This window comes from Budvicia aquatica DSM 5075 = ATCC 35567 (assembly GCF_000427805.1).
In the GTDB taxonomy this organism is placed as follows: Bacteria; Pseudomonadota; Gammaproteobacteria; order Enterobacterales; family Enterobacteriaceae; genus Budvicia; species Budvicia aquatica.
The window spans coordinates 1-23,168 of the sequence record NZ_ATYS01000041.1 but is presented as its reverse complement, the minus strand read 5'-3'; the positions used below and the strand labels follow the sequence as shown (position 1 = coordinate 23,168).

16 protein-coding genes are annotated in these 23,168 nt (G+C 44.7%); 7 read left to right on the top strand and 9 right to left on the bottom strand.

The genetic code is table 11. The features are described 5' to 3' along the window. Window positions 1-143 precede the first annotated feature (143 nt). The 6 genes from YWE_RS27475 to YWE_RS0115285 all read left to right on the top strand — a co-directional run bounded on the left by YWE_RS27475 (window position 144) and on the right by YWE_RS0115285 (window position 6,601). Window positions 144-1,175 (top strand): 2-dehydro-3-deoxygalactonokinase, encoded by a 1,032-nt coding sequence (locus tag YWE_RS27475; protein WP_051323370.1) that lies wholly within the window; start codon window positions 144-146, stop codon window positions 1,173-1,175. 1 nt (window position 1,176) lies between these two features. Next, on the top strand, window positions 1,177-1,800 hold the full coding sequence (locus YWE_RS0115305) for a 2-dehydro-3-deoxy-6-phosphogalactonate aldolase (RefSeq protein WP_029095332.1): 624 nt from the start codon (window positions 1,177-1,179) through the stop codon (window positions 1,798-1,800). Between the two features lie 50 nt (window positions 1,801-1,850). Further along, window positions 1,851-3,293 carry an N-acyl-D-amino-acid deacylase family protein gene (locus tag YWE_RS0115300; RefSeq protein WP_029095331.1) on the top strand — a complete coding sequence of 481 codons (1,443 nt, stop codon included), beginning with the start codon at window positions 1,851-1,853 and terminating at the stop codon, window positions 3,291-3,293. A gap of 72 nt (window positions 3,294-3,365) precedes the next feature. Then, window positions 3,366-3,755, top strand: a complete 390-nt coding sequence (locus YWE_RS0115295; protein WP_029095330.1) for a RidA family protein — start codon at window positions 3,366-3,368, stop codon at window positions 3,753-3,755. A gap of 49 nt (window positions 3,756-3,804) precedes the next feature. Next, window positions 3,805-5,247 carry a sodium:solute symporter family protein gene (locus tag YWE_RS0115290; protein ID WP_029095329.1) on the top strand — a complete coding sequence of 481 codons (1,443 nt, stop codon included), beginning with the start codon at window positions 3,805-3,807 and terminating at the stop codon, window positions 5,245-5,247. Between the two features lie 88 nt (window positions 5,248-5,335). Continuing rightward, entirely contained in the window at window positions 5,336-6,601 is a 1,266-nt protein-coding gene (locus tag YWE_RS0115285; RefSeq protein WP_407641167.1) for an amino acid deaminase, read from the top strand. Window positions 6,602-6,824: 223 nt separating this feature from the next. On the opposite strand, the gene dinG is transcribed toward YWE_RS0115285, so the two are convergent. The 9 genes from dinG to dpaL all read right to left on the bottom strand — a co-directional run bounded on the left by dinG (window position 6,825) and on the right by dpaL (window position 20,635). Next, window positions 6,825-8,996: an ATP-dependent DNA helicase DinG gene (gene dinG, locus YWE_RS0115280; RefSeq protein ID WP_029095327.1), complete on the bottom strand. Its 2,172-nt coding sequence runs from the start codon at window positions 8,994-8,996 to the stop codon at window positions 6,825-6,827. Between the two features lie 302 nt (window positions 8,997-9,298). Beyond that, complete coding sequence (locus YWE_RS0115275; protein ID WP_029095326.1) at window positions 9,299-9,535, bottom strand: autotransporter outer membrane beta-barrel domain-containing protein; 237 nt, start codon at window positions 9,533-9,535, stop codon at window positions 9,299-9,301. A gap of 52 nt (window positions 9,536-9,587) precedes the next feature. Next, complete coding sequence (locus YWE_RS0115270; protein WP_029095325.1) at window positions 9,588-10,463, bottom strand: hypothetical protein; 876 nt, start codon at window positions 10,461-10,463, stop codon at window positions 9,588-9,590. A 551-nt stretch (window positions 10,464-11,014) separates the two neighbouring features. After that, window positions 11,015-11,338 (bottom strand): heavy metal-binding domain-containing protein, encoded by a 324-nt coding sequence (locus tag YWE_RS0115265; protein ID WP_029095324.1) that lies wholly within the window; start codon window positions 11,336-11,338, stop codon window positions 11,015-11,017. Between the two features lie 166 nt (window positions 11,339-11,504). Continuing rightward, window positions 11,505-14,090, bottom strand: a complete 2,586-nt coding sequence (locus YWE_RS0115260; protein WP_029095323.1) for an autotransporter outer membrane beta-barrel domain-containing protein — start codon at window positions 14,088-14,090, stop codon at window positions 11,505-11,507. A gap of 961 nt (window positions 14,091-15,051) precedes the next feature. Next, window positions 15,052-16,350 (bottom strand): MFS transporter, encoded by a 1,299-nt coding sequence (locus tag YWE_RS0115250; protein WP_029095322.1) that lies wholly within the window; start codon window positions 16,348-16,350, stop codon window positions 15,052-15,054. Window positions 16,351-16,428: 78 nt separating this feature from the next. After that, window positions 16,429-18,021: an N-acyl-D-amino-acid deacylase family protein gene (locus YWE_RS0115245; RefSeq protein WP_029095321.1), complete on the bottom strand. Its 1,593-nt coding sequence runs from the start codon at window positions 18,019-18,021 to the stop codon at window positions 16,429-16,431. Window positions 18,022-18,195: 174 nt separating this feature from the next. Further along, window positions 18,196-19,380, bottom strand: a complete 1,185-nt coding sequence (locus tag YWE_RS0115240) for a YgeY family selenium metabolism-linked hydrolase (protein WP_029095320.1) — start codon at window positions 19,378-19,380, stop codon at window positions 18,196-18,198. A 37-nt stretch (window positions 19,381-19,417) separates the two neighbouring features. Further along, complete coding sequence (gene dpaL, locus YWE_RS0115235) at window positions 19,418-20,635, bottom strand: diaminopropionate ammonia-lyase (protein ID WP_029095319.1); 1,218 nt, start codon at window positions 20,633-20,635, stop codon at window positions 19,418-19,420. A gap of 446 nt (window positions 20,636-21,081) precedes the next feature. Between dpaL and YWE_RS0115230 the strand changes: the two genes are divergently transcribed. Beyond that, the gene (locus YWE_RS0115230) at window positions 21,082-22,833 is read left to right on the top strand and encodes a sigma-54 interaction domain-containing protein (RefSeq protein ID WP_029095318.1); all 1,752 of its coding nucleotides are present in this window, start codon (window positions 21,082-21,084) and stop codon (window positions 22,831-22,833) included. The last annotated feature ends 335 nt before the right edge of the window (window positions 22,834-23,168 follow it).

The following is a 23,168-nucleotide window of genomic DNA, read 5'->3' as shown; positions in this document are numbered from 1 at the left end:
CCAATAAAATGGAATTGCATTCCGTTATTTGAGTAAATATTATGATTAAGGAATAGCGTTCCATTTTACTTGATTAATAGGCGCTGAGATGGAATTGCATTTCAAAGATAGATGCTGTGCATCTCTTCAACTAAGGAATAACCATGTTTATTGTTACTATTGACTCAGGGACAACCAACACTAGGGTCAGGGTATGTAAAGGCAACACTGTCATTGCTGAAGCGAGTGGAGCCGTTGGCGTTAGAGATACAGCGATTACCGGTAGTCAATGTGTATTAGTACAAGGCGTGAGAGACGTACTGTGCCAAGCGTTAAGTCAGGCTAATGTGAACGTTGAATGTGATGAGATGCAGATTTTAGCTTCCGGCATGATTACTTCAAATATGGGGTTGTGTGAAATTTCCCATATCTCAGCCCCCGTTAATCGTGATGACTTAGCCTACGGGGCGGTACAAAAAGTCTTACCTGAAATCATTGATCATCCGATCTGGTTTATTCCGGGCGTTAAAAACAGTGTCTCTCCGGTTGATATGGCTTCTTGTGAAATGATGGATGTCATGCGCGGTGAAGAGACCGAAACTATCGGAGTAATATCATTATTTGATATCACCGGCCCCGCGCTAGTTATTCTGCCGGGCTCTCACTCTAAATTCGTCAAGCTGGATAACAATAATAATATTGTCAGCAGTGCCACAACGATTGCCGGTGAGTTACTCAGTGTGGTTACACAGAATACCATTCTTGCTAATTCACTTGATCACCAATTCACCAACATTATTGACCAAGAATATCTACTTCAAGGTGCTAAGTTGTGCCGAGAGGTTGGATTAGCCCGCAGCTGCTTTTCTGTTCGAATTCTAGATCTTTTTAGCCAAACAACCCTCAATCAACGCGCTAATTTTTTACTCGGTACTATTTTGTACTCCGACATTTTGACGATTAAAAATAGTCAGGCATTGGCGTGTGAACCGGATTCAACCATCGTTATCTGCGGAAAAAAAATTTTAAAAGAAGCGTTAGAAATACTTATTAAAAATGATGCGTTTTTTACCGGCAAGATTATTGCGGTAGATGAAGATAACAGTAAGCCACTTTCCGTTATCGGCGCGATATCGATTGCCGAACGGATAAATGAATTTAATCACCAACCCATACAGCGGTTAGCCGGAGAATAATATGGCGTGGAATACCAAAATGCCCTTGATTGCAATTTTGCGGGGCATAACACCCGATGAGATCCATACGCATATCCCGTTATTAATTGAGGCCGGTTTTGACGCGATAGAGATCCCTCTAAATTCACCAGATTGGCAGAACAGTATAAAGCAGGCAGTTCAGCATTACGGCCATCAGGCATTAATCGGTGCCGGTACTGTGTTGCGAGTTGAGAATGTCGATCAGCTTGCAAAATTGGGTTGCCGGTTAATTGTAACTCCCAATATTCATCCCGGGGTTATCCGTAAGGCCATTGAATATGGCATGACCGTTTGCCCCGGCTGCGTGACTGCCACTGAGGCATTTATTGCACTAGAGGCCGGTTCACCTAATTTGAAGATTTTCCCATCTTCGACGCTGGGCCCTGACTATGTTAAAGCACTAAAAGCGGTTCTGCCTGACGATATTTCAGTTTTTGCGGTAGGTGGCGTGACACCTGACAACCTGCACTTATATCTCGATGCCGGGTGTGTTGGTGCCGGCTTAGGTGGTGACTTATATAAAGCAGGGCAATCGCCTGAAAGAACTAAACGGCAGGCAGAAGCCTTTATTCACGCTTACAAACAATGGCAACAGCAAGCGTAATACAGGCCATGCATCCGTATTAAAGCGAAATTTATTCAAGGATATTTAACATGAAATATGATTATCTATTAAAGAATGCAACGGTTTTTGATGGTACTGGAAATGATAGCTTCAGCTCTGATGTTGCCATTAACAACGATCGTATTGCTAAAATCAGCCCGCAGATTACCGATGATGCTGATATCACCATTGATTGTACTGGCTTAGTTTTATCTCCTGGATTTATTGATGTTCATACCCATGACGATTTAATTGTCATTCAGAAACCGGATTATATTGAAAAAACCTCTCAAGGTGTGACCAGTATTATTGTTGGTAACTGTGGTATCAGCGCGGTATGTGCCACTTTACACGGCGTTGTTCCCGATCCAATCGATCTATTAGGGAGCTTGGATGAATTTACGTTCCCCGATCTCACTTCTTATAAAGAAAGAATTAATCAGATTTCACCATCGGTGAATGTCGGCACTTTAGTCGGCCATACCACATTACGAAATAACTGCGTTGAAAGCCTGCTAAAACCGGCCACCCAAGACAATATTGAAGTGATGAAAACTAAGCTGACTGAGGCGTTAGAGCAAGGGGCATTAGGCTTAAGTACCGGATTGTCCTATGGAAATGCGATTAACTCTTCAACGGAAGAAATCTGTGCGCTTTCTGAGGTTTTAACCGCTTATCGTGGCTTATATGCCACCCATATGCGTACCGAATATGATGGCATTATCGGTGCAATGGAAGAGGCATTTTTGGTTGGCAGACATGCCAAGGTACCGGTTCAAATATCACACCATAAATGTGCCGGAGCTAAAAACTGGGGCAGAACGGTAGAGACGCTAGGCCTGATTGATAAGTGCCGTCTGGAACAAGATATCAGCTGCGACTGCTACCCTTACCGCGCTGGCTCGTCAAACCTAGACCTGTCTCAGGTTACGGCGGATTACGATATTTTGATTACCTGGTCAACGCCCCATCCTGAAATGTCGGGTAAGACATTAGAAGAAATTGCTGCCGCTTGGTCAACGGATATACATCAAGCGGCGGCGCGCTTACAGCCTGCTGGCGCGATTTATTTCCAAATGCACGAAGATGATGTCAGAAGAGTATTACAACACGCTAGTTCAATGGTTGGTTCTGATGGCTTACCTCGCGATCCTAATCCGCACCCACGCCTATGGGGAACTTTTCCACGGGTGTTAGGACACTATAGTCGTGATGAACAATTATTTTCTCTGGCTACGGCCATTCACAAAATGACCGGTTTATCTGCACAACGATTCTCTCTCTCCGACCGGGGTTTTATTAAAGAAAATTATTTCGCCGATATTGTGTTATTCGATGCAAATAAAATTAATGCCACTGCGACGTTTGAAAAACCAAAACAACGAGCCGATGGAATTGAATATGTTTTTGTCAACGGTGTAGTGGCTTACACCGATAAGCAAATGACTGGCAATAGGGCAGGTAGATTTATGGAAAGAGAAAAGAACCAATAATAAATAACTATCAGAACATATTAATTTATAAATGTTTTTATAAAACAAAACGTAATGGAACAGGTGAAGAACATGATTAAAAGATATGGAGTGGGTGGCAGTAAAGGAACCGGCGAGCAGGCATTACCTTTTTCCAAGGCAGTTGCTGCAGATGGTTGGCTATACGTTTCCGGTCAGACACCGATGATCGATGGCGAGATTATTGATGGCGGCATTATTGCTCAGTCTAAATTGGCTATCCAAAACTGTTTAGACATTATGGCTGAGGCCGGATACGGCAAAGAAGACATCGTTCATATGAAGGTTTTTTTAACTGATGCTCGCTATTTTCAATCTTTCAATAAAGTCTTTAAAGAATTTTTTCATGAACATCCACCGGCAAGGGTGTGCTGCGTTGCTGATTTAGTTGTTGATTGCATGGTGGAAGTTGATATCACCTGCTTTAATCAAAAATTTAAATAAGAAACCACTTATTTGAATCTTATTACAGTTATATATAAGGATATCATTTATGAATGATAATAATTTTTTAATGTGGTTTCTGATCTATGCTGCATGCATGATGTTTGTCGGTTGGTATGTAACCCGACATCAGAAGACCGGAGAAGACTTTATTCTCGGCGGGCGTAAATTACCGATGTTACTTACGCTTGGTTCAACGGTTGGCACCATGGTTGGTACAGGTTCAAGTATTGGTGCAGTAAGCTTTGGCTATGCTAACGGCTGGGCTGGAATGTTATATGGTATTGGTGGTGCCACCGGTATTTTGTTGACGGCCTGGTTATTTGCTCCGGTCAGAAAACTGCGCTTTATGACCATGAGTGAAGAGCTTTGTTATTATACCGGCGGTAGTAAAATCGTTAAAAATATGGTGGCTATTATTATATTCTTAGCCTCAATTGGCTGGCTAGGTGCTCATATTTTAGGCGGTGGATTATATTTAGCTTGGGCTTCAGGTATTGATATTAATACTGCTAAAATTATCGTTGCCGTTGGATTTATATTCTATGTCGGTATCGGTGGATATAAAGCAGTATCTTGGATTGATACGCTGCAATCGATAGTTCTGTTTGCCGGCTTTATTTTATTAGCAGTACTATCTGTAAGCTATGTCGGTGGATGGGATGTGGTGGTGGCGAGTACGGACCCTAAAGCATATACGCTGTTTGGTATTGGTAAGTTAGGTATCTATCCGGCAATGTCGCTCGCAGTTGTTATCTGTATAGGTGTTCTAGCGACGCCGTCTTATCGTCAACGTATTTATTCTGCTAATTCAACAAAAGCAATCAGACAATCATTCGTGATTACGGGCTTGCTATATATGGGGTTCTCATTCTTACCTGCAATTATAGGCATGGCAACCCATGCTATGGATCCTAGCTTAGAAAATAGCAGCTTTGCCTTTTTGTATGCTACAAATGCGTTACCTCACGTATTAGCAATGGTGGTTCTGATTGCCGGTATGTCTGCCAATATGTCCTCAGGTAGTTCCGATGCGATTGCCGGCGTTTCTATTATTTTACGTGATATATATACCCTGATTACCGGAAAAATGCCGCCACCGGAAAAAGCCATTAACCTATCTAGAATGTTCTTATTAGTGGTTATTGCTCTGGCACTACTATTTGCTCTGACATCCAATGATATTATCGGCTATATCACAAAAATGATCTCGATGATTATGTCCGGTATGTGTATTTCAGTACTGTTCGGCAGGTTCTGGCATCGTTTTAACTGGCAAGGCTGTGTTGCCGCGCTGTTAGGCGGAAGTTTAACTTCGTTAGCTATCATCCTGACCCCTGAATGGTCTAAATTCTGGGGTAATCCAAGTATTCCAGCATTGACGGTGAGCTTGGTTGTTTCTGTGGTTGTTACCTTAGTGACTCCGAAGAATAAACTGAGCCGGGAAGAAGTATTAAAACTGATTACCGACGAGCGGGAAAATAACGCTTAGTCATTGTATGACCTATTGATACTGGCACGAAATATAAAGAATACACCAGCGGTGTGTTCTTTATATATTCCGATCTAAGAGAGACATTATGAAATCAATGAACAATAAATTTGACGGCCTACAAAACCTGCAGAATAAAGCCACTATCATGTTTGCTGACGATGTCGGAAATGTTCATATTATGAACGAAGATGTGTGTTTGCCGGCTGTAACCATTAGAAAGAGTGCATTAGAGAATAATATTCAGTGGATGCAAGCTTATGCCGAACGCTGTGGTATTTCTTTAGCTCCGCACGGTAAAACAACTATGACGCCGGCTATTTTTAAACTGCAAATAGCTAACGGAGCTTGGGGGATTGGTGTCGGAACTGCATATCAGGCCAAGGTGGCAATCGCGGCCGGCGTTCCTAATGTCATTATGGCAAACCAACTGATCGGACGAGCCAATATGGCACTGGTCTCGCAATTAAAACAGCAATCCTCGGCCTCGTTATTTTGCTGTGTTGATAGCAAATCGAATGCATTGCAATTGTCTGAATTCTTTTCAGCAAATAACCAGACAATGAATGTGTTGGTTGAGCTGGGACTGCCGGGCGGTCGCTGTGGTTGTCGTTCGGCTGACGAAGCCGAAAATCTGGCTGATTATATTGCGACTTTACCGGGCTTAAGGCTGGCAGGCGTTGAATTTTATGAGGGTATTATTCATAGTCATGATGAACAGGCCGATTTGGCAATAATTCATGCGTTTCTTAATGAAGTAATTGAACTGACTCATCGGTTAACTAAGAAAGGCCTCTTTGCCCATTGCAATGAAGTTTTGTTAACCGGTGCTGGATCTGTGTGGTACGACATTGTTTGTCATCAGCTGATAGAGGCGAACTTACCGGATAACTTGCGCTATGTTATCCGCCCGGGTTGTTATATTACTCATGATAAAGGCGTATATGAGCAGTCACAAAATGCATTAACTGCACGTGACAGCCTTGCCTGTAGTCTTGACGGGGGATTGGTCTCGGCTTTAGAGCTGTGTGCTTATGTTCAGTCATTACCTGAAAAAGGCCTGGCGATTATTGGTTTTGGTAAGCGTGATGCCGCATTTGATGCAGGTTTACCACAGCCTACGGCGCATTATCGTCAGGGTGAAAAGCAGCCTTTTATTAACAACGCTATGGTTACAGTAGATATCATGGATCAGCATGCTATGGTTCATTACCCTGAAAGTGTGCAATTACAGGTTGGCGATATTCTCGTTTTCTCTACCTCTCACCCTTGTCTAACGTTTGATAAATGGAAAACGTTATTTTTAGTCGATGAGGAATATACCATTTTAGAACAAATGGATACGTACTTTTAACTCTACTTATATTGAGCATCGAACGGCGATTCTGACGATGATATTCAGGCAACGTTAGGAATTAAGCTCCTGTTTTACTCTACGCCTCGGACCTATGAAAATAGGTCCGGCTTTTTTTAATTGTTACGATAAGAATAAGTTAGTGTTTATTGATAGCGGCATTTACGTGAGCAGTAAAGGAGTGAATAGATTTTAATTTATCGGTATCCGCTCAGCGAAATGACTATGTAGATTTACCACGGCGCTTAACGGTTTTTGCCGCTGTTTTTAGCAGACCGGGTCGTTTTACTGAACCCGGTTCAGGCATCTCACGATATTCAATGGGGAAAGCGGGCAGGGCGCTTAATAAACGAGAACCGTAGTTTTTAGTAACCAATCGGTTGTCATAAATCACGATTTCACCCCGGCATTCATGGCTGCGGATCAATCTTCCAACCTGCTGAATCAGGTTGAATGAGGCGCTGGGTAAGCTCTGTACTTCAAACGGATAACGCTTTAGGGTTTTTAGCCACTCACCCTCGGTGACAATCACCGGACTATCAATAGGCGGGAAGGCAATTTTGTGGATATGCACCTGAGTCAGCAAGTCTCCTTTCAGGTCAAGGCCTTCGGCAAAAGACTGTAACCCGACCAGCACGCTGGTGGTTCCGGCCTCAACCCGTTTGCGGTGCTCTTCTACCAGCCGGTAACGAGGTTGGTCACCCTGTACTAGCAGCGTCAGGCGCAAATCCGGCAGCAGGGCGACAAACTGTTGCAGCGCCCGATTACTGGCAAATAATACCAACTGACCTTTGTGCAGATCTTTGGCGAGTTCGCTGCGAAAGAAATCAGCCATTTCTTGCAGATGGGCTGCTTCATTGGCCATCATGGGTTCATTCTTCATCAGCGGCATGACCAGCTTGCCCTGTTCCCAGTGATTAAAAGGAGAGTTCAGGCTGACAAAACGATCGCCGGATTTTTCACTCAACCCGCTCATTTCCTGTAAACGTGAAAAACTGTTCAATGAGCGCAGCGTGGCAGAGGTTATTACGACATGAGGAACTTTACGCCATAGCAGCCGTTCTAGCTGATCGCTGACCCGGATACCCACGCCATGGAACGTCAAATGAGTTTGGTTGTCGATATATTTCCGGGTTATCCACTTACCGATAGGTGCATTAGATGCCTGTTCCATGGCGGCCAGACGCCATAGTTTGCTCATGGTTTCAAAATAGCCCTGCATACGGCTCATATGCAAAATAGCTCTGTGGAGACGCACGATATCGTGTTTGCCGGTTTTTTCACTCAGGTCATTGACCATATATTCCGCCAGGCCGGTTAATGCATCGGTCAGTTTGAATAATCTGGCGCACAGGTCAGTCAGATCTGCGGGCAGCGCTCCCATCTCAAAACGATACTCAGCGTCGGACAGGTCCGGCGGTAAGTACTGACTAACCTGCTGTTCAATCAATAACAGCAGCTCGCGCATTTCACCACAGTGGTTGCTCAGCCGCTCGGCATTGGTTAACGGCGGTGGATTTTTGGGGGTAAAGAATGCCAGACATTGTTCAATTTGACGTACGAATCCTTCGAGCTGCAAATTGTTCCAGACGGCGGTGATCTCTGCTTCGACTTCTAGCGCATCACGGGCGACATCGGGTAAATGGTGGCCTTCATCCAGAACTAACAGCAGATCTTTGGCCGGTGGCAGCACCGACTCAGACTCCAGTGCCGCCATGACCAGCGCATGATTGGTTACTACCACGTCGGCACTTTCAATTTCTCGGCGCGCCACAAAGTACGGACATTCTTTGAAGTAGTAGCAGTTGCGCCCGAGGCAATTGGCTTTATCGGTACTAATTTTAATCCACAGCGGATCCTGAATGGTCAGCTTGTAATGGTCACGCAGGCCATCCCACTCGTAGCGCGAAAGTGCCGTCTCCAGCTTTTTAGCCATTTTCATCTCTTCGCCGCTGGAGGTAATCGGCTCGTCATCAAGCATCAGGCCCAGATCGCCCTGCGGACTTTCGTCGCTGATTGCTGCCAGATTGCGCGGGCAAACGTAGCGGCCACGGCCAAAGGCCGCTGCGAATTTAAGGTCTGGAATGATTTTTTTCAGCAGAGGGAGGTCTTTACTGTAGATTTGATCCTGTAGTGCCACGTTAGCAGTGCTGACTATCAGGGGCTTTTCTTCTTCACGGCTGACGGCAATGCCCGGGATTAGGTAAGACAAGGTTTTACCCACGCCGGTTGGCGCCTCAATAGCCAGATGGCGGCCGGAATCACCGGAAAATGCTTTAGCAACCTCAGCGATCATTTGGCGTTGGGGGGCGCGAGGAATAAAATCCGGGATCTGCTGTTGCAGGGCTTTGTACCACTGACTTATCTGCTCTTTAACTGCGGAGGAAAGGGCCATTAATCTCTTATTGGATTGGGGTTATAGGAATATATCTGGGGTCTATTGTCACACAGACAGCTAGCGTAGTCAGCCTACATCATAAAATAACTGAGTATTTATACAGTTATTAGCCTGAGAAATACACTTAATTAATTTATAGATAAAAACCCGTGAGATAAAAAAGATAATAGCAAAGAGAGTGAACTGGAAAATACTGTATAGGGGTAATTATAAATAAAGTTTAATATAATCAGCTATATATACAAAAACGCCGCTATGTCATCAGTGACTGCATAGCGGCGTTTAATCAGGTCCGATGATTAGACGTTATAGCGCAGGTTCAGATTAGCCGCGATTGATTTTTCAATTTTGTTGCCTTTGCTGTAATCCATTTGGGCACATAGGCTGACTTGCTTAGATAGACTCGCACTGACACCCGGCCCGGCTCTAGCCATATCACCAGACAGGTTAGTATTGAAGGTATTACGGTGGTTGATAACGGTGGTATTGTTATCAATATATTCATGGTTCACTAAGTTTTTAACGATCGCTGGCATAATTAGATAACACCCATATCGATTGGTGATACCGGGTGTTATCTAATCGAAGTTATTTACTGAGGCGTATGATGCTTGGATCATCTTTAATATATATAAAATTACCCATACCATTAAAATCAATCGCAAGATAACCGTTATCGGTCATGCCATCAATAATAACCGGTGGATTGTCTGATCCTAAAGACCCGGTTCTTACTGCATCATCACTAGGGTACAGTAACATTGGTGCACGCTCACCTTCTTGGGTCTGATAACGTGTATCTTCTTTAAAACGATGTAAAGTCACTGGTTGGCGTTCGGCTAATTCAACAATCGTGGGCTGGGTGATATTGGGCAGCGTGAGTGGAATATTATTCATCATCCCTTCAATATAGCCCGGGGCGCTAACAACAGAGAGTTTATCGCTATCGCCATAAATCATCGTCGGGAAATAAGATTCACCCTCTGGAGAAAGCATCCTTCCGCCACGCATCATTATAAAGCCTGTAAACGTCATATTTTCGACAGCATTCATCTGTTTTTGATTGCGTATTTTGGGCATCACGCCTTTATTAAAGGCATCTGCCAATGCTTGTGGCGTGCGGGTCTCATAAAGGCCATTAACATTTGTCTCATCTGTTCTTATTGGGATCCAGCGGATATTGACGTAGTTAAGATAAGGGCGTGTTTTGGTATAGAGGTCTTTGCTGGTAGAAGAGGCGGGATTAAAAAATACATATAGGTATTTACCTTGCCCTTTTTGAGCTCCCTCTTCAATCCAAGGCATCTTTTCAAGGATTTGAAGGGCATTTTTAGCGTGACCTTCTGTTAATGTCCCCGTTTTATTTGTCATCTCCACATCCGTTGCCGCAGGCCAGATAACTTTAGCTTGTGAAACGCCTATACAAAGTATGCTCAATAGTATTGATTTAACAATAATATTCATGGTTTTCCTTAACTGATGTTCCTATAAGCTGATGATGCAAATGCGTTTAGCAGCACAGCGCCTTTAAATAATGGGCACTCTTGACCCTGTCCATAGTTCTGTGTAACTACCATTTCATCAAATATGGCCAATTAGTCGATCTTCGAATTCGATAATAAAACGGTTTATCGGCTAAAGCTATTTTGTTATCGATATACCCCACTTTTCGATGCTTCCTGAATAGCGATATAAATCACTTTTCTTACTATTGGGTCGTCGGAAATACCTCGGGCTTCTTGATAGCATGCCGGATTAAGTGCCCCTAAGGATATGTAGGTAATCTGATTGCCAGCCATTGAAAACTTTTGTTGTCCTCGACTGAACGTCTTCTTAATGGCATGAAGTGACATAAAAAAGTGACTTTAGCCTATTAGGATAAAGCCACTTAAACTGCTGATTTTTTATTGCAGCCAGTCCTTAAAAGGAGCGTATATAGGGGCTCTTTTCGCGGATGAAGCGTAAGTTGAAATGTGGTTAAATCTCTTTGTTAGTAGTCTCAAATCGGGCTCAGCCTATACTTGAACCCATACCGCGGTTCCGGTTACGGTAACCATTAACATGCTGCCATTCGAGCCAACGGTTTCATAGTCAATATCAATACCGACGATGGCGTTTGCACCTAACTTTTTTGCTTCTTGTTCCAGTTCAGCAAAAGCGATTTCCCTCGCTTTACGTAGCTCTTTTTCATAGGCCCCTGAGCGTCCGCCGACGATATCCCGGATGCTGGCAAAAATGTCCTTAAAAATGTTTGCACCTAGAATAGCTTCACCGGTCACAATGCCGTGATAATCAGTAATGGTAAAGCCATCAAATGAAGGGGTTGTCGTCAGGTACATTGTTATCTCCTTATCATGTTATATAAGCTGAATCATATATGAAGGGGTACCGGTATGACGATAAGTTTAGTGGTAAAATCTGATATAAATTATAATAATCATATAGATATAAAAATGCCGCTCTGTCATCAGTAACTACATAGCGGCGTTTAATCAAGCTGGGCAATTAGAAGTTATAGCGCAGGCCTAGATTAGCCGCGATTGGGTTTTCAATTTTATTGCCTTTGCTGTAATCCATTTCAGCAAATAGGCTGACTTGCTTAGACAGGCTGGCATTAACACCCAGCCCGACTTTAGCCACATCACCAGACAGGTTGGTGTTGAAAGAATTACGGTGGTTGATCACGGTGGTATTGTTATCAATATATTCATGATTCCATGCCATTTTAGCATAAGGTGTCACCACGCTGGATGCGCCAACCGTGAAGTCTTTGCCTACGTTAATACCCAATTCAGTATTCAATGAATCCTGATTATTGATATTGGCCTTCATACCGTTATTTAGCGCAACATCTTTACCCTGAACCTGAACGTAAGACAGTTTGCTATAAGGTTCGATCCAGAAGCTATCGGCCACCATGGTGTTATAGCCCACTTCAACCGAGCCACCCAGTGCATTCTGGTTATAGCTGCCGTTGATGGCAGAACCGTTAGTCGATTGGGCCTGTAGGTCATTTTTGAAGTGGTTATATTTCAAAACGCTATCGATATAAACACCTGACCGATCAAAGTAGGTTGCATAAACGCCTACGCTATAGCTGTCTACTTTACTGGTGCCGCCGCGCTGATGTTTGACATCAACGTTGCCATAGCTGGTAAAACCACCGAAGAAGGCTTTACCACTGTCATAGCTAACCACTTTGTCAGCACCGATCTCAAGGCCGGATTGTTCCATCTTGAAGTGAGTATGGTCGGAGCTTACGTTGGTTTTATTGCCAATGGTCCGTACCCATGCGCCGGCGGCGCCATCATTTTGCTGTAACGCGCCTTTTCTGAAGCGCAGGTTGTTCAGCTCATTGTTGAAAATCAGCTGAGGAGCGCTGGCCATTGATAAAATCGCATCAGTACCCGGCGTTGTAATTCCGCCGGTGCCCGGAATTTCACCCGGAATTTCAACTTCAGGTAACGGAATAATTCCTCCGGGAATTTCACCACCCGGCTCTGGTTCTGGCTGTGGTTCAGGCTCAGGAGTCACAGCTTCACCCTCTTTTGCGCTCAGATACCAAATTTCACCTTTTCCTGATTCGGTGCGGTTATTCAGATAGTACATATAGGTGCCGCCATCAACGGCGTTGATTTGGGTACCGCCTAAACTTGCCAGACTGAAGCTCGAACCGCCATTTGTGTCAGTAATCAGGTCTAAAGAGCGCTGCATCGGGTCGGTAATTTCAACGCCTGAATCTGCGACGGTGACTAAATGCTGACCGCTGCTTTGCTTAATGGTTAAGTAATCTCCGCGGCCATTTTCAATCGACGTATTGAAAAAGAAGTGCATATTACCCGACAAATTATCAACGTTGAGCTGAGAGTAGGTCAGGGTATCGTCACTTGCAGCGGTAGTTTTAAACTGTACTTTCCCGTTGCCTTCAAGGCGGTCTATCTGGACGCTATCAGTATCGTTGGCGGCGGCAATAACAAACAGCGCGGTATCTGTGCCATTTAGCTTAACTGAATCTGCATAGGCACCGCTGGCTCCTTCGCCGGCAACTAGCTGTAGCTGGCCTTGGTCATTCACCGTGGTATTGAAGATTTTACCGTTAGCGGTGACCCATGATTTGGCATTGTTATTGATAACAACATTTTCAGCAAAAGAGTCTGCAAGGACTTTCTGGATAGAGTTATCAAACAGCTCTACGCCAATCGCCTTGCCACCCTGTTGAACATTTTGAACTCCGCCATCGTACAGCTTGGTATTAGTCGCTGTACCCGCAACTGAGTTATTCATAAATATAAACTGAGTGCCGCGAACGATAGTGTTATTGGCCGTACCGGTATTGATCACGTACTGCAGGCCATCTTTATTGATCACAGAGCCTTCGGCGATAGAGTTGCTGCTAATTTGTTGTTTGCCACCGGCATTGACCGTCGTGTTGATCGCAGTACCCGCGGAGGTCAGCATTTGAACGCCGCCACTATTAACAACGGTACCTGTAGACTGACCGGTTTGCTGTACATATTCAAAGCCTTGACTATTAACCTGCGTACCTTCGGATATACCACCAAGGTAGGCATACAGATTACCGCCATTGCTAACGGTGTTATTAACCGCAAGTCCTGCGTAATCAGTGGTGCCAGAGTTCGAGATGTAAGCCTTGCCGCCATTTACCGTAGAATCTTTAAGCGTTCCGCCGTCCTGAACTCGGACTAATCCACCGGTATTGATATTAATGTTGGTGGCAAGAGCCGGCGCATTAAATACGTAGCCATCCCAGGCGATGTTAGCGACTTTACCGACGAATACCGTTGCGCCGCTGTTGACGTTAGAATCTTTTAAGTAGCCAAGAACGCTGACAATGCTGCCGTCTTGCAGCTCCATGTTAATTCCGGTACCGGCATAGTCGATACCGTTGCCATCAGAAGGGCCTGCACCGATTTCAATGCACTCCTGGCCTGTCAGTTCACCTTCAAACGTTGAGCCACCACCCCAAGTAGCACTTTGGTCAGCGCGACAGAAGGTATCAGCCGCAGCCGTTTGGCTAAACGTCAGAGCAGAGAAAATAGATAGAGCAACAAAAGATAATTTTGTTTTCATTAGAATACATCCTGTAATACAACGTCCACGGGTCGTTCATTGGGCTAAAATATAAGCCATAATGAATTAAAGATCCACCTATTGATCGTTCTAAAGGGTTTCTTTTTGGTGTTTTTTTAATCTTTTGTTATTGTGTTTTGAATTATTTTCTTGCTCATCAATGCGTTGTGATGTTGTTTGGGTATTATGGTTGCGGGAGGTCTTTATCTATCTTTTAATATCGTTTTATTTTTAAATTTATTCAATTAAATCAATGACATTTAATTTTTTGTAACTATGGTTGCTATTTTTTGTGAAAGTAATTTTTTAATTGTTTAATGAAAATAATTTAAATGTTATTATGATTTTTAATTATTTTTATATCGTGAATTATAAGAGTTGGTTATTTATTTTGTTGTCATTGGTTATTTTATAAATTAATTTTATTTAAATTGGTTTTTATTTTTATTTAAATATTATGATTTAAAGTTTATTCAATTAAATAATTGAATTTATTTTTTATCTTTATGATTAAAAAGGAATTTTTTATTAAATTTGATGTGTGTCACAATTTTGATTTGAATGTGTCATTGCGAAAGTGAAATAATTCGTACTTAAATCAAATTTTGATAAATGAGCTATTTAAACATTTTTGATATCTGTTGAATTAGTTTGAACAATTCGCCATGTTTTTATTTTTAATATTAGAGTCGCTCTTTCCATAGCCCGCATCTACTTCAGTAGACAAAAATACGACAATTTGAGTGTGAGAAGGTGCTGAGTCCGGCCATAAGGTATACCGATAAATTTCAAGGGTAGTGCCATCATCAGTCATCAGGTGGCTACTATGGCCCGCAATTAAACTATCCCTTTTCTCCGCCGAGAAACCTGATGGCATAAAAAAAGTGACTTCAGCTTACGGGCTGAAGTCACTTTTTGACCAAACGCTTGAGCTGTCACTTAATGACAACCGGGGGAGTGTTTACGCAGGCTTTACCGCCGCCTTATTCGAATGCGCGTTATTAACCGTCAGGGTCACTACTGCAGAGGCTAACAGAGCGATAATCATAAAGATAAAGGCACTGTTATAGCTGCCTCCGCTCGACTTAATCAGGAAGCCCATAATTGGCGCTGAAACTACGCCGGCCATTTGTCCGCCGAAGTTAACAATACCTGATGCCCGCCCCATGATTTTGCTCGGAATGGTGTCCATCAAAATGCCCCAGAACATCGCCATCGCGAAGAACATAAATAAGGCAGAGATACACTGATAGACCACGGCCATATCAGCGCTAACGACGGTGAAAGTCATATACAGGAAGGCTGCTGCAACCACGGAGGTTGAAACATACAGAAGCTTACGCTGTGGCTTAAATTTATCGGAGAAGTAGCCGCCTAATAAAGTACCGCAAGCGCCGAACAGGAATGGAATCGCCGCCATGACGCCGGTTTTCGCTAAAGAGAATTCACGAACGGTGATCAGGTAACTCGGTAACCAGGTTGAAAAGCCCCAGAATGTAATATCAAACAGGAACCAGATTGCTGCCATTTGCCACAATACCGGCATTTTAGCGATCTCTCTAAATGGCACCGGTTCGCCCTGAGAGGCAACATCTGAACCATCTGCGGCTAACTCATCCAGATCGGCCTTAGTGATGCTCGGGTGATCTTTGGGATTATCTCGGGTAAAAAAGTAGATAGCGGCAGCGATTAACAGTCCCGGAATACCCAGAACAATAAATACCATATGCCAGCCAAATGCACCGATAATGCTGGCCGCTACAATCACGGCCAGTGCCGGGCCGAGTGTGTTAACCGTTGACTGAATTGCCGTTGCCCGACCACGTTCTTTGGACGGGAAGTAAGTTGAGATCATTTTCCATGACGCAGACGGGAAGCAACCCTCGCCAATACCGAACAGAAAACGCACGGCTAATAATAACGGTAGGGTGAAAACCATGCCGGTTAAGCTGGTAAAGATTGACCACCAGGCAATACCGATAGCCATTATTTTGCGCGCACCAAATTTATCCGCTAAAAAGCCGCCGGGTATTTGGAATGCCGCATAGCCAACGAAGAATGCACTGATAATAAGGCCCTGCTCTGTGGTATCCAAATTTAAGTCACGACCAATAAACGGTAGAGAAACGCTCATGACCATACGGTCAAGGAATGAGAGTAACCAGGCTAACCAGATAAGTGAAAGGATGGTATATCGGGCCTTCCAGGTCTTTGCCTGACCGGCTTTAGGAAGATCCGATAAATCAGATTTAATGTTCATGTTGATATCCTTGGGTAGGGGCACCCTTCGCAGATAATCGATATCTGCGAGGGATAGCCTTATTGTTATAATTATTTATTAATATGTTTTTCTAATTACACTACCGCTGCATGCGTAACTTTCGATGCCGTTAATTAACGCAAGTCGTCCATTAACCATCACAATATCAATGCCTTCCGGATATTGGTTTGGTTCAATAAAGGTTCCTTTATCCATAATTGTTTCGGGGTTGAACATCACGATATCGGCGGCATAGCCGACCTTAATTAGTCCGCGATCTTTCAGGCCCATCACTTCTGCAGGTTTGCCTGTCATTTTGCGAATTGCGGCTTCCCAGCTCAGGCAATTTTCTTCACGAACGTATTTGCCCAGTACGCGAGGGAATGCACCGAACACCCGAGGGTGAGGCTTACCAGCACCCATCAGACCGTCGGTGCAGACGTTTTGCTCCGGGCGACACAGGAACTTGATAACGTGTTCTTCGGTACCGTAAAAATCCACCATGCCGACCGCGTTGTCCTCTTCGTACAGCAGATCAAAGGTGGCGTTATATGGATCTTTACCGCGCAGTTCGCCCAACTGGATAAGGTTGAGGCCGACGGTATCTTGGTTTTTTGCGGTTTTGGCGCTGGTTACAAAGATCTGGTCCAGTCCGGCGAAGTCAATAAAGTTGTCCCAGCCCGGAATGCCCTGTTTGATATCGGCAATCATTTTTTCCCGTAGTTCCGGAGACTCCAGGCGCTCTAACAGTTTGTCTGTTCCGCCTGAGTGAACCCACGGTGGCAGAATAACGCCCAACATAGTGCTGCCGGCAACATAAGGATATTGGTCATAGGAGATACGAATACCTTCTTTCTGAGCCTGTTCTAACATGCCCAGCATTTGATCTATCAGGCCCCAGTTCTTTTTACCGCATACTTTCATATGGGAAATATGCAGCCATACGCCGGAGGCTTTAGCGATGTCAATGAGCTCTTGGGTTGACGTCAGAATATCGTCGGCTTCGCTGCGCTGGTGGACGACAAACAGACCGTCGTACTTGGCGGTAACTTTGCATAACTCAATCATTTCAGCGGTATCGCCAAAGGCACAAGGCATGTAGATCAGACCGGTAGACAGACCGAAAGCCCCGGCTTTCAGCTCACGCTCCAGAATTTCACACATCTTAGCCACGTCTTCGCGGGTCGAAGGTTTACCTTCCAGACCCATTGCTTCCATACGTACGTTTCCGTGTGGAACTAAATAGGCGAGGTTGGTAGCCGGCTTGTGTTCTTCCAGCAGGTTTAAGTAGCCTTCGGTATTTTTGAATTTCCAGTCGATCTTGTCGGTATCGCCGTCCAGACCTGCAATATTTTTACGCCATGCGGCAATATACTGTTCCGGCAGCGGGGCTAAGGCTACGCCATCCTGACCTAATAATTCAGTGGTTATGCCTTGGCGAATTTTGGCTGACAGTGCCGGATTGATGATGGCGGATAGGTCTGAGTGGGTATGGGTATCAATAAAACCGGGGCAAATGACTTTACCGGTGGCATCAATCACCTGATCGTTAACGCCGATCTCTGCGTGACCGATAGCAACAATATGCCCTTCATTAACCACTACATCAGCGATAAATCCGTCATTACCCGTTCCGTCTATGATCTTTCCGTTTTTGAATATCGTTTTCATTATTTACTCTCCGGAATGATGTCTGACTGTGTAGGGCAGCAGAGGCATCATTCTCATATTATTATCGATGTTCTACGTTCAGATGGTCTTGCGGTATCTCTGGCCGTTGGCGTTACACCATGGCGGGCTAGGTTTACCGCCTTGATGCAACCCCAATAAGGTCAGGTACCGTTTTTACTTACCGTAAATACTCTGGAGAATTCCGTAGTAGCCGGAAGCTGAACCGGTCAGCTGTTTCAGCTCGATAAACTCATCAATGGTATGGGCCAGATTTTCACGTGATGGGCCAAAACCAACGGTTTGAATACCCGCTTCGCCCGCATAATGGCTACCGTTAGTACAGAAAGAGTACTGAGTGATAGTCGGTTCGATACCGGCCTGACGTACGCCGCTCAGTACGGCCTGAACGAATTCATCAGACTCATCTAATACCCAACCAGGGAAGAAACGCTCACCTTCAATGGTTGAACCGGTATAGCAGGACTCTTGGCCAAAGGCGTAAGATACCTTGCCCTTAAATTCAGGGTCTTGAGCAGCAACTTCTGCCAGCGCTTTTTCCAACGGAGCCAGTACGCTCTCTTTGGTTTCACCCACCAACAGACGGCGGTCATAGGTAGCTCGGCAGTAATCAGGCACAACGGAAGCACCCGGATACGGCGAAGATTTAATATCAGTCAGCTCAAGAATCCCTAAACCTAATACCGGATGTGTCGGTGGTGTAACGGTGCGGATTTTTTCAATCAGTTGAGCCATTTTGTACACTGAGTTGATACCGGCCTGTGGGTTCGCCGAGTGAGCCGGCTTGCCGTAGGTCTCAACCACGATCTCTGCCCGGCCACGCTGGCCAATTTTCAGGTTAAGCTCAGAGGCTTCACCGATGATCACGTAGTCAGGCTTATAGCGCTCACTCACTAAACGGGCGGCAATTCCTTCAAAGCACTCTTCGTGAACGATACAGGCAACATAGATTTTACCGGCAAAGTTACGCTGGTGGTCTTGGCCATAAAAACCAACGGCAGAGATCATTGCAGCAACGGCACCCTTCATATCGGTAGTGCCACGACCATACATTTTATCGCCTTCGATATCACCGCCGTACGGATTACGGCTCCACTTCTCTTCGTTCACCGGAACGGTATCAATGTGGCCATCAAGGACTAAGGTTTTTCCGGGTTTATTGCCGATGATTCCACCGATAATATTGCCGTATTTATCTACGTGGATATCGTCAAACTGGTAGCTTTTCATTATCTTTTCGATAGCTTTAACCACGTCGCCTTCCTGACCGGAATAGCTTTTCTCACGGATCAGGGCCTGACAGTTCTTGATTACTTCATCAAAACGACTTTCTGATAACATTGTTTTGTTCTCCGTTTTTACTGATATCAATTGGTTTTTAATATTTATTAAAACTTGGAATTTCACCGTCCCAGACTATGTCCAGGTAGCGTTGCGGGTCGGTATCACCTTCAGTACTGATGACTAACACGCGTGAGTTCTGGTCTAAACCCAGCTGTTTGCGGGTTTCTGCCATAGCCGGGGATTGCATCAAAATGGATAACAGGCCCGTTGTTACGGCTCCGGATTCACCGGAAATAATGTGCGGATCGCCCGGCAGCGGATTACCTAAAATACGCATGCCGTGGGTGGCGACGAAATCAGGGCAGGAGGCAAAGCCGGTCGCGTAATCGCGCAGTAAATCCCAGCCAATGCTGTTAGCTTCACCACAGGCCAGCCCGGCCATGACGGTTTGCAGGTCGCCGCCAACGGCAATAGCTTCACCTTTTTTAGAGACCGCTGAGCGATACAGGCAGTCAGCAATTAACGCTTCAGCGACAATTACTTTTGGTCTGTTTTCGCCGTAGGTGGCGGTTAGCATGCCTTGAACCATACCGGCGAATGAACCTACTCCGGCCTGAACAAAAACGTGAGTCGGGCAAACCTGATGTATCTGGTCTAATGCTTCAAGCATCAACGACCCGTAGCCTTGCATAATCCATAATGGAATCTTTTCATACCCTTCCCATGCGGTGTCCTGAACCACAACCCAGCCATATTTTTCAGCCTGTTCTGCGGTCATGCGTACGGCATCGTCATAGTTCATATCAACGATTTCAGCGGTTGCACCTTCCCCCCGAATCGCCGCCAGACGCTCTGCTGAAGAGCCTTTCGGCATATAAACCACGGATTTTTGCTTGAGCTGGCGGGCCATCCATGCCACGCCCCGACCATGGTTGCCATCGGTTGTGGTGGCAAAGGTGACTTCTTTCAGTGCCTTGCGGGTTTCATCGCTGGTCATCACGTCAAATGGCAGTTCGCTGATATCTTTGCCTAAAATATCGGCAATATGGCAGGCCATGGCATAGGCGCCGCCGAGCACTTTAAATGCTTTTAATCCAAAGCGTTGTGACTCATCTTTCAGACAGAGGCTTTTTATACCTAATTTTTGGGATAAGGCCGGTAGGCTATATAGCGGCGTTGGCGCATATCCGGGGATAGAACGGTGGAAATTTAGCGCTTTTATTAATTCTTGATACTGAAAGGGTGCTAGCGGTGCGCTTGGTCGTTCTGTAAAAGAGGTTTGGTTTATGAAAAATTGTAATTTGTCTTGCATGGAAAAAGCCTCATGGTCTTATTGACCCGGAGTATTTGAAGTATGGCGGGTATACAACATTGCCATCTCAAATGACCTGGGGTGTCGTTTTAATATTTCTTCACACCAGTGAGTGAAGAATAAAAATAAAGGGTCTCATGAAGTTATAAGAGCAATCCCTGTGCCAAATTGGATTTTATTAAAAAATTATGGAAGATTATATTGTTACCATTTGATTTTTAATGAATTATATATTCAATTTTTCTTGCCGGCTGCTTGAGTGCCATTTTGTTGATTATCATCATGGTGATAAATTATCAATATTGATAATTTATGTGATGTCCGTAGATAAACTTAAATAATAATTAATAATCAAATAATTAATTTAAATGTCAGTTCGGGTTTTTATTTTAAAAATCATTTTTATCAAAAGTGATAAATTTAGCCATCGCCCAGGAAGAATAAACATGATTTCTGTTCTTAGTAATATTCAGGACGATATTTGTAACTATGCCGATGCTATTTCGGGCATCACAGGTACAGACGTTGAAATTATTGATGAGTCACTAATGCGGATTGCCGGAACCGGAAAATACCGACATATGCTGAACCAGAATGTCTCTAAGAATGGCTATATCTATCGTCATGTTTTACGGGTACAGGAAACCGTTCTGATTAAAAATCCCGGTGAGAATGCGCTGTGTCAGCACTGTGAAAAGCATTTGTACTGTTCTGAAATGCTCGATTTAAATGCACCTATCTTTTTGAATAATAGAGTTATTGGTGTTATCGGTATTATTTGCTCAACCGAAGAACAGCGTAACACTCTGCTTAGTCAAATCGATAAATTTGTCACTTTTATTGAGCAGATTGCGGTGATGATTTCCAGCAAGGTGTTTGAGTGCCTGGAGCGGCTACGGGCACAGGAAACGCTGGGGGCATTTCGCCGATTGATTGATGCTATGGATCGCGGCGTGGTAGCGATTGACGGTAATAATCGGGTCTGGCATGCCAATGTGTCTGCCGCCCGGCTGTTTAACCGTGAGGTTATAGGCTGCTCGTTGAGCATTGAGACCACCGGCGATATTCTTTATGGCGATGAAGAAGCCTGGATAACCTTAGAAGACCAAAAGCGTCATGTGCTATGTAAGCAAATTACGTTGTCGTCATTGGAAAATGAAAGCCTTACGATGGTCATTTTTCACGATGCTCGTGACTATATGAGCCAGATTACTACCACCACTTATGAATCAGATCGTCGGGCCCGGCTTATTGGCCATTCTCAACCAATGGAGCAGTTGAGAAGTACTATTGCCAAGATAGCCAATAGCTACGCCAGCGTACTGATTACCGGTGAAAGTGGTTCAGGCAAAGAAGTAGTCGCTTTTGCTATCCATCAAAACAGCCCGCGTAAAGATAAGCCTTTCGTCACGATTAACTGTGCGGCGATTCCTGAACAACTGCTGGAAAGTGAGCTATTTGGCTACGTGCGTGGCGCATTCAGCGGCGCTGACCCCAAAGGGCGAGTCGGTAAGTTTGAACTGGCTAATGGCGGAAGCCTGTTCTTAGATGAGATCGGGGATATGCCTCTGCACTTGCAGGCTAAGCTATTGCGGGTATTACAGGAGAAAGCGATTACACGGGTTGGTTCTAACAATGTGATTAATATTGATGTGCGGATTATTGCCGCGACCAATAAAAATATTTATGACATGGTGGAAAACCACCAGTTTCGCGAAGACCTGTTCTACCGGCTCAATGTTGTTCCGCTAGTGTTACCTTCGCTGCGTGAACGCCGTGAAGATATTGCCAGTCTGGCTCAGTATTTTGCCGATGAGTTTTCTGAAAATTATCAGCGGCCTAACAGAAAGATTCCCGCTGAAATTATTAACCTACTCTATGCCTATCATTGGCCGGGAAATATCAGAGAACTGCGTAATGTCATTGAATACATTTATGTGATGCAGGGCGACGCTTCCGGTATGAATGCCAGCCATTTGCCGCCGCATTTACTGAGTTCGATGAACGGAGATATAAAGAAAACCAGTGAAGGGCTTCAGTCTTTGGATAAACAGGGGCGTAGCGCCGAACGGAGTATTATCGAACAGGCATTAGCCCGTTGCGGTACCAGCGTTGAGGGTAAAAAACAGGCGGCAGCAGAACTTGGAATCGGTATTGCGACGCTGTACCGCAAGATTAAAGTGTATGATTTGGGATAATTGGCTGAGTTTTTGGGTATAGGTCATTTAATATTTGGCGCTGGATTTACTCTTAGTTTCTGATGGCTCTAAGCCTTGTTCCTCAGGCTGTCATCCCGTTGAAAAACGCAACGCGTAGCCGCAGGCGAAGCAAACATCGCATAGCGAATCATCCAGTATTTGAGCTTAGGTTACTAGACCAAGACCAAAGGTCAAATTCAAGGACTGGATCCCGTTTTTCAACGGGATGACGACCCTACTGCAAGGGCAAGGGCAAGGGCAAGGGCAAGGGCAAGGGCAAGGGCAAGGGCAAGGGCAAGGGCAAGGGCAAGGGCAAGGGCAAGGGCAAGGGCAAG

Bases quoted from the DNA above. Each gene is read 5' to 3' on its own strand.
- YWE_RS27475 (WP_051323370.1), top strand. From the start codon at position 144: ATGTTTATTGTTACTATTGACTCAGGGACAACCAACACTAGGGTCAGG.
- YWE_RS0115305 (WP_029095332.1), top strand. From the start codon at position 1,177: ATGGCGTGGAATACCAAAATGCCCTTGATTGCAATTTTGCGGGGCATA.
- YWE_RS0115300 (WP_029095331.1), top strand. From the start codon at position 1,851: ATGAAATATGATTATCTATTAAAGAATGCAACGGTTTTTGATGGTACT.
- YWE_RS0115295 (WP_029095330.1), top strand. From the start codon at position 3,366: ATGATTAAAAGATATGGAGTGGGTGGCAGTAAAGGAACCGGCGAGCAG.
- YWE_RS0115290 (WP_029095329.1), top strand. From the start codon at position 3,805: ATGAATGATAATAATTTTTTAATGTGGTTTCTGATCTATGCTGCATGC.
- YWE_RS0115285 (WP_407641167.1), top strand. From the start codon at position 5,336: ATGAAATCAATGAACAATAAATTTGACGGCCTACAAAACCTGCAGAAT.
- dinG (WP_029095327.1), bottom strand. From the start codon at position 8,996: ATGGCCCTTTCCTCCGCAGTTAAAGAGCAGATAAGTCAGTGGTACAAA.
- YWE_RS0115275 (WP_029095326.1), bottom strand. From the start codon at position 9,535: ATGCCAGCGATCGTTAAAAACTTAGTGAACCATGAATATATTGATAAC.
- YWE_RS0115270 (WP_029095325.1), bottom strand. From the start codon at position 10,463: ATGAATATTATTGTTAAATCAATACTATTGAGCATACTTTGTATAGGC.
- YWE_RS0115265 (WP_029095324.1), bottom strand. From the start codon at position 11,338: ATGTACCTGACGACAACCCCTTCATTTGATGGCTTTACCATTACTGAT.
- YWE_RS0115260 (WP_029095323.1), bottom strand. From the start codon at position 14,090: ATGAAAACAAAATTATCTTTTGTTGCTCTATCTATTTTCTCTGCTCTG.
- YWE_RS0115250 (WP_029095322.1), bottom strand. From the start codon at position 16,350: ATGAACATTAAATCTGATTTATCGGATCTTCCTAAAGCCGGTCAGGCA.
- YWE_RS0115245 (WP_029095321.1), bottom strand. From the start codon at position 18,021: ATGAAAACGATATTCAAAAACGGAAAGATCATAGACGGAACGGGTAAT.
- YWE_RS0115240 (WP_029095320.1), bottom strand. From the start codon at position 19,380: ATGTTATCAGAAAGTCGTTTTGATGAAGTAATCAAGAACTGTCAGGCC.
- dpaL (WP_029095319.1), bottom strand. From the start codon at position 20,635: ATGCAAGACAAATTACAATTTTTCATAAACCAAACCTCTTTTACAGAA.
- YWE_RS0115230 (WP_029095318.1), top strand. From the start codon at position 21,082: ATGATTTCTGTTCTTAGTAATATTCAGGACGATATTTGTAACTATGCC.